Raw genomic sequence first — 13,785 nt, forward strand, 5'->3', positions numbered from 1 at the left:
TCGGGCCGGGTAGCGAAGATGTCGTATCAACGGGTGGAGCCGCTCCTGGCCCCGGCAATTTTTAGGCATTCCGAAATATTTTAGCATTAGGGAAGCCTAAAAGTAATGGATGGCGTCGGAGCAACTGGAAGAATATCTCGAGAGTATTCTGGACATCGAGGAGAAACACGGGATCGCCCGGACATCCGCGATTGCCAAGTGTGTCAAGGTGGCGCCCGCGAGCGTGACGGAGGCTCTCCAGGCCCTCTCCGATAAAGGCTTCGTGAAGTACGAGCCCTACAAGGGGGCAACCCTGACAGAGCGGGGCCGGGAGATGGCGCGGAAGGTGAAGCGCCGGCACCGGCTCCTCGAGGTCTTCTTAACCGATGTGCTCCATATCACCAGGGATAATGTCCATGACGAAGCCTGTAAAATGGAGCACACCCTCTCGGACGAGACGGAGTGTGCGCTCTGTAAGCTGCTCAATGCCCCGGCCCGGTGCCCCCACGGCAGCCTGATCGAGGCTTGCGACCGGAAGGTGGAGAGCTGCTCGGCCTGTCTCGATGAAGGGCAGGCCCCGCCCGCTCCCGCCCGCGAGGAACCGCTGCTCCCGGTCACCTCCCTTGCTCCCGGTCAGAAAGGGACCATCGCGTTCATCCGGGGCGATACCAGCGTTGTCCAGCGGTTGACGGATCTTGGTCTCACCCTCAAAACCGAGATCCAGCTGGTCAGGAAGGCCCCCCTTCTCGGGCCGGTGGAGATTGCTGTCCGGAGGACAAAGCTGGCAATCGACCATGCTATCGCCGATCACATCTTTGTCACTCCCTGTGGTGAGAAGAGCAGATGAGCGGGTGCAAAAACTGCAGCGGGTGTGACATCCTGCACCCCCCTGTTGACACAAAGACGGAATATGTCGTTGCCCTTGCCGGTAATGCCAACGTCGGGAAGAGCGCGACCTTTAACCAGCTCACCGGGGTTGACCAGGACATCGGCAACTGGCCGGGCAAGACAGTCGAGCGCGCCGAAGCCCTCCTCCAGCACCGGGGCCGGCGGATCCGGGTCATCGACCTCCCGGGCATCTACTCGATCACCGCGCTCTCGACTGAAGAGCAGGTGTCCCGGGAGTTTATTGCCCATGACCGCCCGGATGTTGTCGTAAACGTGCTGGATGCCTCAGCCCTCGAACGCAACCTCTTCTTCACGCTCCAGCTCACGGAACTGGAAAGCCCGCTCGTGATAGCCCTGAACCAGGCGGACCTTGCAGCAAAGAAAGGAATTGTCCTTGATGCGGGGAAACTTTCAGATCTCCTCGGCGTACCGGTCATCCCGACCGTGGCGATCCAGGGAAAGGGGATAGCGGAACTCTCGGACGCGATCGTGAGTGCAACCAGCTCCCGCCCCCGCCCGAAGATTATCCGGTACGGGAAAGAGGTCGAGGACCGGATCGCCCGCATCCAGGCCCTGCTTCCCGAAGGATCGGGGGGCTACCCGCCCCGCTGGACGGCGATCAAGCTGCTGGAAGGCGATCCTGACACGGTCTGGGAAGTCCGGCAGCATTCTTTGGACGTGGCTGCCGCCGCCCTTGAATCGGGCCGCGAACTGGAGAAGATACACGGGGAACCGGCAGCAACGGTCATGAGCGCAGAGCGGTATCATGCTGCTGAAGAGCTGGCCGCAAGCGTGATGGAGATCCGGCCGCCGGGGGACAACGAGGTCTCCCTCACCGAGAAGGTCGACCGCATTGCGCTCCATCCGGTTCTTGGGTATCTCCTCCTTGCCGCCACGATCGGCGGGCTGCTTGTCTGGACATTTGTCATCGGTGCCTGGATCTCCGGTGTCCTGACGGAGTTCCTTTCGGGTATCGCCCCGGTCGAGCCGCTGATCACGGGAACCCTTCCCGAGATTATCTTCAACGGTGCCTGGACGGGTTTTGTGGCCGCCCTCACGCTGATCGTGCCCTACGTGATCCCCTTCTACCTTGTCCTTGCCCTGATCGAGGACTCCGGTTTTCTCACAAGGTTCTCCCTGATGCTCGACAAGGGGATGCACCGCATGGGGCTGCACGGAAAGGCCATCATCCCGCTCGTGCTCGGGTTTGGCTGCACCGTGCCTGCCTGCCTCTCGTGCCGGATCATCGAAGCCCCCAAGCAGAAACTGATTGCGGCATTCCTGGTCACGCTCATCCCCTGCTCGGCCCGGACCATCGTGATCCTTGGCGTTGTTGCGGTGTTTGTGAATATCTGGTGGGCGCTTGCCCTGTACCTGCTCGTCTTTGTCCTGATCGTGGTCCTCGGCCGGCTCGCGTTCCGGCTGCTGCCCGGCGAATCGGTGGGCATGATCATGGAGATGCCGGACTACCATGTCCCTCACCTGCAAGGGGTACTTGGCCAGACCTGGCAGAGGACCCGGTCGCTCATCGGGATCGTGCTTCCGGCCTATATTATCGGCAGCATCGTCATCACCGGGGCCTATGCAGCCGGGCTCCTTGAGCCCATCAATGCTGCACTCTATCCCGTCACCGTCATCCTGCTGGGCCTCCCGGCTGTGACCGGCGTGGTGTTTATCTTTGGCATCATCCGGAAGGAGATGACCATCCTTGCCCTTGCGGCGATTCTCGGGACAACCGTCTTCTCAGATGTCCTCACCCCAATCCAGATCATCGTCTTCGGGCTCGTGACCCTGCTCTATGCCCCGTGCATCTCCACGATCCTTGCGCTGGCAAAGGATTTCGGGTGGAAGGCGGCGCTCTCGATCACGGCACTCGAGACCAGCCTTGCGATCGCGCTCGGCACACTCGTCTTCCACCTTATCGGCCCCTTCCTCTGAACGGGCCACCATCAGGCCTAATTACCTTGGGCAGGCTATACCTAAGTGAGAATGATCTACTGGCTCTACGCGCAGCTGCTAAGGCGGCAGATTGTGGACCTGCCGGAACAGGTCTGTTTCATGATCAGCGGGGAAGACCTTGCCGGCGCGCCCGATTCGCTCTTTGCTGTCACCTCGTGGTGCAACGCGATCTCGGCGCACGTGACACGGCATGGTCCGGCCGGCGCTCACGGGATATGCCACCTGATGTTCCATATCGCGACGAAGGACCCCGACCAGATCGACGTGCTCCTCCCGGCCATCCGGAAGATCAGCACGATTGCGCACCTGAGCCTCCATGCCGGCAGCCGCAAGGAGACCGGCGGGAGCGGGATGGATGTTGTCGTGGCCGTGGGCAAGAGCGGCAGGGAGGAGATTACGGAGTGCATCCGGAAGATGGCACGGGACAATGTTCCTCCGGAGACCGTGGATGAGAAGGTGATCGAGTCCTACCTGACCTTCCAGTATGCTCCCGATGTCGTGATCAAGAGCGGCGGGGACCATCTCACGGATTTTTTGATCTGGCAGTCCGTGTACTCCGAGCTCTTCTTCTCGGACGTGAACTGGGCGCACTTCCGCGAGGTGGACTTCCTCCGGATCCTCCGGGACTACCAGGCGCGGATCCGGCGGTTCGGTAAATAATCGCGGCCCATCACCGGAGCCGGATGTTAATCCAGGACGGTTCACCGTCCAGACTCTTCTCTTTTATGGCGAACTGGTTCTTGAGGGCAACGGTAACAGTTTTTTTCTCCGGGACCGGGGTGATCCGGTGCTCGCGGCACCACCGTGTGAATGCCTGGTAGAGCGCCTCTTTTGTCACATGATCGTCTTCGGTATCCCCGCGGATGGTCGCCTCGGTGATGAACCGTTTCAGTGCCTGCCCCTTTCCGGATTTTGCCGGTTTTTTCCGTGCCGGCGTTTTCTCTTTTTTTACGGGAGCACTGGCGGCAGGGGGCGGGGTTGCCGGGGACTTCTCTGGTACCGGGGCCCGCCCGGGCAATGCTGCGGGAACAGTCCTTTTGGCCGGCCGGGGTACCTGCTTTACCGCTGAAGCAGCCCGGGGGTCGTCCGCGTTGATGACCGGGCGGAGGTTATCGGGAGATGATGCCAAAGCGGCGCCCGGTGCTCTCGCAGCGGCCCCGTCTTTTGCAACAATCACGGGCGCGGGGGGCTCTTCCGGTTCTGCGCCCTCTTTAGTGTATGGAATCCCGGTTGCATGGGCAAGCGCCCGGTTGCAGATCTCCGCGATGTCAAGGCCGGATACCTGCGCCTGCCTCAGGATATCCTGCCGGATGGCGATACCGGTCAGGCCCCCTGTAGGAGCCTCTCCCTTCTTTCCCGTCATGAACGATCAATTCCTGATCTGTTGTTCAAGATAGATAGAGTACGCGATTACGGAACGATGGGTGCGCCGGGTTTTCAGGAACTCTTTGCAGCACACCGCTGGTCATAGATCCGGATGGCCCGCAACAGGTCGATCTTCCGGAAGAGCGGCCAGTACGGGGCACAGAAGTAGACCGCGGACTCGTGCCCTGCGGCAAGCCACGGGAGGAAGTTCGAGGTCCGGCACTCGTTGCCCGTCCTGATGATCAGGTCAACGGGGGGGATCCCCTTGCCGCGGTGGAGGTGCTCCTCGACCATGCTGACATCAATGGTATCGGGGTCGGCCCCGGTCTTCCTGACGGTTTCCAGGATGTCCCGGGCAGCAAGGACGATCTCGTTCCTCCCGCCATAGGCAAGGGCGATGTTGAGGAAGAAGCCGGTATGCTCCTTTGTGGCCTCCTCCGCTGCAAGGACTGCCTCTTTCAAATCGTCCGGGAGCATCGACGGGTCGCCGACCATCTGGACGCGGATCCGGTATTTCTTTACCCGTTCATCGGTGAGGACACTCAAAAACTTCTCCCGGAACATAGCAAAGAGATACCCGACCTCGTTCTTCTCGCGCGAGAAGTTCTCGGTCGAGAACGTGTAGAGCGTGACGTGCCGGATGCCCAGTTCGTGTGCCCAGTCCAGCATCTTCTCCGTCTTGTCGGCACCTGCGCGGTGGCCGGAGGCCGTATCCAGCCCGAGCATCTTTGCGTACCGCCGGTTCCCGTCCATGATGATGGCAACATGATTGGGGATGTGCCGGCACTGCCGCACGAGCTGCTGTTCGTAGAGAGGTTCGAGAATGCCCTGCAGGTTCATAGCGGGGTCAGCTCCACGACCATGCCCCGGTTGGGGTAACGCTCGATCACGCACTTCTTCCCGGGCATCCCGTCTTTGTGTTCTTCGAGGAGCCACCAGGCCATCTCGATGCCATCCGCCGATTCCTCGAAACTGTCCGGGTCCAGCCGTTCCCGGCAGAACCGCAGAACTGCCTCCCGCTCCCCAACCTCCGGCTCGACAATACCGTACACGATGGTGCCATCGTCGGTGATCTCGTCGAACGGGCGGGCCGTGTTCTCTGCGATCCGCTTCAGCCGCTCCCGGAGCTGGACCGAGTCCTTGAATCCCGAGGAGCACCAGTGGACCTTATCGTGCTTCACGAGTTCTTCCGCCCATTCGCGGGCGCCGTAAATGGCATTGTGGAGCTCGTCGGCAAGATCGTAGCCCCGCTCCCGCATGGCGTACGCATTGGTCTCGCCCCATTCGAGTTCATTGATATTCAGGAAGTCAAGGTATGGGAGCGCGGGGATGAGGAGTTCCAGCCCGGGGAGGGCAGGCACTTCGATCCCGATATCAAATCCCATCTCTTTTGCCCGCTGTGCCGAACGGATGAAGTCCGAGTCCAGGATTGTGTCCCAGCACTCGCGGGGTGGGTGGAGCCGGATCTCGTCCACGAGTCCCTGCATCTCCGCCAGTTCGCTGTCTGAAGGGGCCTTTGCGGTATACAGGTGGATCTGGTGCTCCGTCCCGAAATAGTCCTTGAGCATCCGGCAGTATTCCGTCACTTTCTCAAGGCAGAGGAGCGGTTCGCCGCCCGTGACACCCGTGCCGAGCGCGCTCATGGTCTCGGCGACTTCGATGATCTGCGACGGGGCATCAATGGGGACTTCGTTTGCGTACACCGTGTCCGTCCCTTTCCGCTCGGACGAGAGGGGGCAGTACCAGCAGGTGCGGTGGCAGCGTCCCGTAACAAAGAGCACCATCTTTGCGCCCTGGTGGCAGAGTACACAGCCTTGTGATAGGGTCACGATTGTACCAGTCCCGGACCGGCTTTTCCGGTCGTAAACGTGATCATACTGTTTGACGGGTGAGATTCAAAACCCTTCTGTGCAGTTCCGGGTGAACGGAAAGTACGGCCCGACCCCCCGTGAGATCAGTTTTTTCCCTCCCGACCCCCTCCACATAATTACCGGATTCCGGTAGTATTTTACGATAGAGATATGGTTTTTCTGGAAAAAATGTGGTGGGGGGTCGGGAGGGATAAACATGTTTTGGCCCGGCCGGTCGTTCGGTCCTGCATGGTTAAATGGCTTGTGTTTTACGTCATACAAGGGGGAATACCGGGTCCCGATCTCAAATCATGAAGTGCTCATCAGTACCCCGCCCGACCCCCTTTGGCTCATTTTGAATGGTGGATGTGCCGGCCCCGCCCCCGTATCGTGCTGCCCTGCATCTCACGACGGGTACTTTTATAAGCCGAGCCATACACGATTTAATAGATGAAAAAAGTCGGTGGTGCGGGAGGAGACCGGGATGCCGGACTGTCTGAGGTGGTCGGATTTGTCCTGATCATCGCGCTTCTCATGGCGGTTTTTTCGCTCTACCTGACGTACGGTGTTCCGGCACAGGGTCGCGAGAACGAGATTCTGCATATGGGCGTGGTCAAGGACCAGTTTATCGATTATAAGATCGGGCTCGATTCCCTGTCCACCAATAATAAAGTGGATACAACCCTGAGTAACTCCTTCTCGCTTGGATCAGATGGTGGATATACCCAAGGGGGAGTCCTGGGTTTCATCCCGATCATGAACCCGGTGAGTTCCGGGGGGACATTCTCGATCAACCGGCGGACTACGGTACCTGAGACGCTGAACATCTCCTCACTGTCGCTTATTGTGGATTCTTTGAATACAAATTCCCGTACCTCGGAGGATCTCCCGGCAACGGTCAATTATACGCCAAGCCACGTCTTTGTTAATATTTCTGGTATTCAGAGTTCGGATCTTTCAGCCAGCAAACGGTTCGGGGCAACGGTGAATCAAACTTCGTGGGCTGCTTATGTGAATCTCACACCTCAATCGACTTTTTATCAATATTACTCTAAAATCCCTGCGCAAACGTGTCCGACCTCTAATGGAACACCGGCCATAAACTTGGGAGGTAATGAGTGTCTTGTCGCTATTAATGCATACAATTACACTGGCACTGATCTCACCCTCTCTCTTAAACGGGGCGGAATCGTCACGATGGAGAATTACCCGGTATATCGGAATGTCAAGGCCGGCACTACCTACGCCATTGATCTCATGGATCCGGCATACGGGCTGAGATCAGCGATCACCCCGGGTGAAACCATCGGTCTCAAGACGGATCTGCCCCGGGGATCTGTGACGGCAACGGGAAATATTACGTATAATTTCATTGAAAAAACGTATCAGATCACTCCTATCACGCTGGGAGCCATCGATTATCAGTCCCAGAATCACTACTGGCTCTCCCAGGAGTATTATTACCAGATGGGCGGGGTCTTCCTCTCCCAGGTCGATGGCAACAATACGTACAAACTTCCCCCGGAGATCTCGTTCTCCCGCGATAATTCCGATCCCAGCAGGCCCGTTACCAGGGTAACCATCAATGCCGTGAGTATCAGCAATCCGTACGGCGGCAGCGTTGTCGGCGGCAACAGCCCGGTCCAGGTCAAGACCACCCTCGACTCTGTTTACAATCTTCCCTATGCTGCGGGAAAAGCGAATACCAAATGGATCCGGATTGCTGTCAATACCTCCGATAAACAGGCCCGGGGGATGTGGAAGAATTATTTTGACTACACCGCAATGGTTGCCGGCATTCCCCATTGGGAAACCGGTATCGCGGGAACCGAGAGTTACATCCGTATCGGTACCGATTACGACTCAAATCCCGTGAAAAAATACGACATCAACGTGATTGCATCGAATGCAACCTACACGGCCCTGCTGTATGGCGTAGGCGGATAAACCGTGAAGACCGATAACCACTCCGGAGCCTCTGAAGTTCTGGGAGCAGTTATCCTGATTGCGGTTATCGGTACGGTGGTCTCCATCGCGGGAGTGGCGATCCTCTCCCAGCCCCCGCCGGAGAAGATTCCCGCCCTGCATGCTGAGATTAAACTCCTTGGTAATACTGTCATGATCACGCACAATGGCGGCGATGCACTCCAAGAAGATCAGATGAAGATCATGGTGGACGGTTGATCGGACGAATTCGTTCGTTCTCATGAATGGGAATATCTGGTCCCGCTGGATAATCGGGGATACCCTTGTATACACAGGAGAATCGGCCCCTCCGGGAGCCATCCAGATCATCTATACCGGTGGCTCGTCCTAGCGTGTCCTCCAGTCATGGGGGGACTCTACCACTGTCGCCGGCACCCCAACGGCAACCACCACAACCACTGTCCCCACAACGACAACCCCTGTGCCCACCGTTCTCAACGCGGATTTCAGCGGCACTCCGACAAGCGGGTACCTGCCGCGTAACGTGCACTTTACTGATCAGTCTACCGGGCCAATTGACCAGTGGAGCTGGGCGTTTGGTGACGGTAATACCTCGTCAGTACCAAGCCCGCAGTATACCTATCCCGATGCAGGGAGTTACACGGTCATCCTGACTGTGACAAATACCACTTACGGTATAACCAGCACGGCAACAAAGGTGAAATACATCCATGTACTGTCTTTTGCCGAATACGTCAGTAACGAGAGCGTCTTTGTATATGGAACCAAACTGGTCTTCAGAGGGTATACAATAAACGGTGAGAATTCCACGATCGTCTTCATGGGCCCGTTACTCTCAACTGAACTTGATGGCGGGGCCAAAATCAATGTCTCAAAGATATATGTTGATGGGGATGCCGATCTGGGTGCGAGTAATATAGCCCTGGGATATCAACCCCAACCCGGTAATACATATATCCACGGATATCTGAAGAGTCAGGCTAACCTCTATGGGGAAGTCAATGTTGCTGGAGATGCAACCTTGACCGGAGCGAAGATCCATGGGAATGTGTCGGTGGATGGTGATCTCACCGTGGATGATTGGAAACCGACGTTCGACTCGAATTCATATATCTATTACACCGGCAGTCTCATCACGCCCGGTGGGGATAACTCCCGTTGTATCCATGTGGATACCTTGCCGGGGTTCACCATCCCGGACCTGCCGTTACCTTCGACGAAGGCCCAGGCCTGGTACGATGCGAGGGGGTATGTCTCCGGGGGTACTCTGACGAGCAATCTGAAGGTATTTGCAGATAGTATTACATCCGATTCGTGGAGGCCATCAGCATATAATGTAGTAATCGTTGCCCGCACGGGCGATATCACGTTGACCGGGCTTGGTGGGAGCACGGTGAGTGGCGTGTTATTTGCCCCGAATGGACAGGTGACTTTTTACGGTGGGGCTTTCGAAGGTGTGGTGATCGCCCGGGATGGCTTCTATGTCACGAGTGGTGGAACTACGGTAAGGTTCAAAAATATGGACGAATATATCAGTGATTCGGCCGATTATCCGTTCTAATCGCTCGTATCGGGAGGAGACACTTATTTTTCATCTTCATGTGAAGATGAATTCGGGCCGGTCGGGCAGTTCAATCGTCAGGCGATAAAAATCATGTTCAAATACCCTTCACAAGGGGTATGAGGACTGTATCCTGATTGGTATTGATTCCCGGGTTTTGTTATAAAATTGCCAAAAGGGAACCTTCAGATACCAACACGTTTCTAGTACCACAACAGTACTATAATAGATTATTATCCTTTGAGTCGGATGACCTGTGCTGCAGCATACAGGAAGGGTTCGCACCCATGAATATGGCGTATCTGAAGTGATTGGCGCAGTAATGCTCATAGCCGTGGTTGGTGCAGCCGTTGCCATCATTGGGGTTGCATTGCTGTCGCAACCTGCTCCGGAGAAGATCCCGGCACTCGAAGCGGTCATCTCGAATACCGGAAATACCATCCAGATCTTCCATAATGGTGGGGATACGCTCCAGAAAGATCAGATGAAGATCATGGTGGACGGTGTTGATCGGACGAACTCGTTCGTTCTCAGGGATGGAAATGGCTGGTCCAAATGGATGATTGGTGATACCCTTATTTACACGGCAGATCCGGCCCCTACGGGAGCCATTCAGATCATATATACCGGTGGCTCATCCGGGCGTGTCCTCCTTTCATGGGAAGGTACAACTTCTGCGGGTATTGGCACAACTACCACGACAACGCCGGTTACGACAACGCCGGTTACGACACCGACACTCCCGGTTCTCACCGCGGATTTTTACGGCAATCCGACGAGCGACTACCTGCCGCTTCCCGTGCTGTTTACCGATCTGTCTACCGGGCCAATTGACCAGTGGAGCTGGGCATTTGGTGATGGGAGTACCTCGTCAGTGCCAAGCCCGCAGTATACCTATCCCGATGCAGGGATTTACACGGTCATCCTGACTGTGACAAATACCACTTACAGTATAACCAGCACGGCAACAAAGGTGGACTACATCCATGTACTGTCTTTTGCCGAATACGTCAGTAACGAGAATGTCTTTGTATATGGGACAAAGCTATTCTTCTTTGGAGATACGATTACTGGTGAAGATGCCACGGTCGTTATAACGGGGTCTTTACTCTCAACCGAAATGAACATGAACGCGGCTATCGCGATCAAAACCATCTATGTCGATGGAGATGTCTACCTGGGCCCCGGCAGTGCCAGTCTGGGATATCCCGGCAAGATCGGCAATACCTCTGTGAACGGTGATTTCAACATCGCCAGCGGGAGTCACATGATCTATGGAAATGTGAACATCTCAGGTAATGCCAACCTTGCAGGTGCGACTATCCGGGATACTGTGACCGTAGATGGAGATGTAAACCTGGGCTGGGGTACCGTGTTTGGCGACGATGCGCTGGTCTTCTATACCGGAGAGCTGACAAAACCTGCCTATTATTCGAGACCCTCAATAGAATCAAAATGCATCCACGTGGATAGCGTACCAGGAGTTACCATGCCTGATCTGCCGATTCCCTCAGCGAAGGACGCCAGTTGGTACGCAGAGGAAGGATACACGTACGACCTCCTGCTGAGCTCCAATACGAAGATCTATTCGCCTTTTGGCTATACATCAGCATTAATAGGAACCGTGTCCAACGTGATTATTGTCGCAGCGGACGGGGATATTACCCTTATGGGTGGCGGAAGTCATGTTTCCGGCGTATTGTTTGCCCCGAAAGGGAGAGTAACAATCGCCGGGGATTCCTTTGAAGGTGTTATCATCGCTCGCGATGGCCTTTATGTTCCCTCCGGTGGAACCGATATCACGTTCAAGGATCTTGAGGATTATATCGCTGATACGGAAGATTATCCGTTTTAGGGATTACTCCCCCTCTTTTTTTATTCATAAATTTCCCTCATCAATTCACCCGCACAGGGTATTATTTGGGGAAACCTGATACAGCAGGTACTGCCGGTTTTTGCATATTGGGAGGTATATCCGGAAGATAAACCAGCATCCCGTCGGGTTCTCTGTTTTTACTACAAATGGAAGAATATTATACCCCCTGTTCTAATACCACAACAGTACAATAATCCATAGTTTCAAAGCGGTCGGATGACCTGTGTTGCACAAGACAGAAATGGTCAGAACTCACGAAAACGGCGTGTCTGAAACAATCAGTGCCGTGATGCTGATTGCGGTTACAGTGTCAGCCATCGCGATCATCTCTGTTTTTTCCTCTCCCAACCCCCTCCCGAGAAGATTCCGGCGCTGGAGACGGTAATCTCGAATACCGGAATTGTTGTCCAGATCCTCCATAATGGCGGGGATCCGCTCCCGTACAGCGATTTCAGGGTTATGCTCGACAGTCAGCCGGCTGAACTTCCTCCGGATTCGGATATGATATGGTCTTCTGGTGAATCCCTGACGTTTTCCGGGGTCGATGTGAAGAATGTTCAGGTCCAGTATACGCAGGACGGAGGTTCGAAATATGCGCTGTTGTCGTCAGCTGACTTTGGGGGAGTCCCGGGCCCTTCGGTGGCCCTGAAAATCATGGCAGGTGCCGGGGAGGGAGGTAGCATCTCGCCTTCTGGTGCCGTGGCGGTTGTTTATGGCGGGAGCCAGACGTTTTCAATCATCCCGGATGCCGGATACCGGATTTCCGAGGTGAAAGTTGACGGTAATTCGCAGGGTGCCATTTCAACCTATACCTTTGACGCGATTACCATGGGCCATACTATCTATGCAGAATTTGCAGTAAACCCGGTTATCACCGCATCTGCCGGCCCGAACGGGGCTGTTGCACCTCCAGGTGCGACTTCGGTCAGTTACGGCGCTACACCGACCTACACTATAACGCCAAACGCCGGGTATCACGTGGCGGATGTTCTTGTTGACGGGACATCTGTGGGCGCTGTGACCAGTTACACGTTCCTCCCGGTCACCACGGATAGGATGATCTCGGCCACGTTTGCAATCAACACGTATACGATCACGGCGAGCAGCGGAGCGAACGGAGCGATAACACCTGCGGGAGTAACAACCGTGAATTATGGCGGCAGCCAGGAATACACGATTACACCCTCGATCAAATACCACATTCAAACACTGGTAGTTGACGGTATAACAACAACCTATCCCCCGAAGATAACATCCCCCTACACATTCACCAACGTGCAGGAGGATCATACAATAAGCGTCACGTTTGCACCGAATCCACGTCAGGAAATATTCTTTGACACGTTTGATCTGCTTGCTCCCGCCGATAATGGGTGGACCATAATAGGTAGTCCTGACTGGCAGACTGATGCACCGGTAAGTGGAACACATAGCATTCGATTCCGGGGAAGTGTTGCTTATCCAGGACCTGATGAGGGTATTTATCGGACTGTCCCAACTACCGGTTATTCGGATATCATTGTGTCATATCTCCTGGGAGCACAATCCCTGGATACCACCAGCGAGGGTTTTGCCGCTCAATATTCAACGAATGCGGGGGGATCGTATACCGATATCACCAGATTTACAGGTCCATATACGGGTTCTACCACGTTTACCTCCTACACAAGCGGGATACTGCCCACTGCTGCCAACAACCAGGCCAGCAACTTCCGGATACGGTTTGCGATGTGGGGAAGCAACACTAATGACAGAGGTTGGTGTGACGATGTGAAGGTAACCGGCATTCCTGATTACCTGTAATCCCGTTCCAGGCTACGATGGGACGATCCGTAATCAATTCTCTGCCAGATCCCGGCACCATTAGCGATGGTTTCAGGGAATCGGGTCGTTTTTTAATCTCCCTATAAATGAGCGCGATTATTCAAAAGCAAAAAGGATAGTATCCTCTGAGCATCTTCGATTTTCCCACAAGTATCCGTTTCTCTTATACCAGCTCAGCGTTCCGTCCGAAAAATCACTGAAGAGAGCAGCGAGTAACCCAGCCAAACGGCAACTTCTCCCGTGGAAGAAGATAGAAAAAGGAGGGGGTTATGAGCCATCCCCTGAAAGACACCCGTATCACGGAAAACGAATTTGGTAACGTCATTATCCAATTATCCTCAAGATCCAACACTATCCTTCCCCTGTTCATAATCGTAATTGTTGGTTTCACAGCCTGAACCAGTGAAAAACCTGAACTCTTATGAGGAGGAGGGAACAATGCATCAAAACAGGCATAAACCAGGGTGAGCTGCTGCTCACCCCGTGATAAGTACAGGACTCCTGCAAACCGCGTTGCTATCCTGATATACGCGGGG

The 13,785-nt window shown here is 55.3% G+C and carries 11 protein-coding genes; 8 read left to right on the forward strand and 3 right to left on the reverse strand.

The features are described from left to right. Window positions 1–109 precede the first annotated feature (109 nt). The 3 genes from PHF39_RS08455 to PHF39_RS08465 are packed head-to-tail and all read left to right on the forward strand — an operon-like array spanning window position 110 to window position 3,486. Complete coding sequence (locus PHF39_RS08455; protein WP_300222951.1) at window positions 110–826, forward strand: metal-dependent transcriptional regulator; 717 nt, start codon at window positions 110–112, stop codon at window positions 824–826. Continuing rightward, a complete protein-coding gene (gene feoB / locus PHF39_RS08460) occupies window positions 823–2,805 on the forward strand; it encodes a ferrous iron transport protein B (RefSeq protein ID WP_300222953.1) in 1,983 nt (660 codons plus the stop codon). The genes PHF39_RS08455 and feoB overlap by 4 nt, the downstream gene beginning before the upstream one ends. 51 nt (window positions 2,806–2,856) lie before the next feature. Beyond that, the gene (locus tag PHF39_RS08465) at window positions 2,857–3,486 is read left to right on the forward strand and encodes an undecaprenyl diphosphate synthase family protein (RefSeq protein ID WP_300222955.1); all 630 of its coding nucleotides are present in this window, start codon (window positions 2,857–2,859) and stop codon (window positions 3,484–3,486) included. A 10-nt stretch (window positions 3,487–3,496) separates the two neighbouring features. Here PHF39_RS08465 and PHF39_RS08470 read toward each other — a convergent pair whose 3' ends face one another. From PHF39_RS08470 to PHF39_RS08480, 3 genes are all read right to left on the reverse strand, one after another. Further along, window positions 3,497–4,189, reverse strand: a complete 693-nt coding sequence (locus PHF39_RS08470; protein WP_300222957.1) for a hypothetical protein — start codon at window positions 4,187–4,189, stop codon at window positions 3,497–3,499. Window positions 4,190–4,263: 74 nt separating this feature from the next. Beyond that, window positions 4,264–5,031, reverse strand: a complete 768-nt coding sequence (gene uppS, locus PHF39_RS08475) for a polyprenyl diphosphate synthase (protein ID WP_300222959.1) — start codon at window positions 5,029–5,031, stop codon at window positions 4,264–4,266. Then, window positions 5,028–6,020, reverse strand: a complete 993-nt coding sequence (locus PHF39_RS08480) for a 4Fe-4S cluster-binding domain-containing protein (protein ID WP_300222961.1) — start codon at window positions 6,018–6,020, stop codon at window positions 5,028–5,030. Before PHF39_RS08480 ends, uppS begins: the two co-directional genes overlap by 4 nt. Before the next feature lie 471 nt (window positions 6,021–6,491). Here PHF39_RS08480 and PHF39_RS08485 point away from each other — a divergent pair, with 471 nt between their 5' ends. The 5 genes from PHF39_RS08485 (at window position 6,492) to PHF39_RS08505 (ending at window position 13,228) form a co-directional block, all read left to right on the forward strand. Next, window positions 6,492–7,988 (forward strand): hypothetical protein, encoded by a 1,497-nt coding sequence (locus tag PHF39_RS08485; protein WP_300222963.1) that lies wholly within the window; start codon window positions 6,492–6,494, stop codon window positions 7,986–7,988. A 3-nt stretch (window positions 7,989–7,991) separates the two neighbouring features. Further along, entirely contained in the window at window positions 7,992–8,225 is a 234-nt protein-coding gene (locus tag PHF39_RS08490) for a type IV pilin N-terminal domain-containing protein (RefSeq protein WP_300222965.1), read from the forward strand. Between the two features lie 223 nt (window positions 8,226–8,448). Then, window positions 8,449–9,549 (forward strand): PKD domain-containing protein, encoded by a 1,101-nt coding sequence (locus PHF39_RS08495; RefSeq protein WP_300222967.1) that lies wholly within the window; start codon window positions 8,449–8,451, stop codon window positions 9,547–9,549. 256 nt (window positions 9,550–9,805) lie between these two features. Then, window positions 9,806–11,404, forward strand: a complete 1,599-nt coding sequence (locus PHF39_RS08500; protein WP_300222969.1) for a PKD domain-containing protein — start codon at window positions 9,806–9,808, stop codon at window positions 11,402–11,404. A gap of 522 nt (window positions 11,405–11,926) precedes the next feature. Continuing rightward, window positions 11,927–13,228 carry a hypothetical protein gene (locus tag PHF39_RS08505; protein WP_300222971.1) on the forward strand — a complete coding sequence of 434 codons (1,302 nt, stop codon included), beginning with the start codon at window positions 11,927–11,929 and terminating at the stop codon, window positions 13,226–13,228. Window positions 13,229–13,785: the final 557 nt, after the last annotated feature.

Source organism: Methanoregula sp. (genome assembly GCF_028712425.1).
Taxonomy (GTDB): Archaea; Halobacteriota; Methanomicrobia; order Methanomicrobiales; family Methanospirillaceae; genus Methanoregula.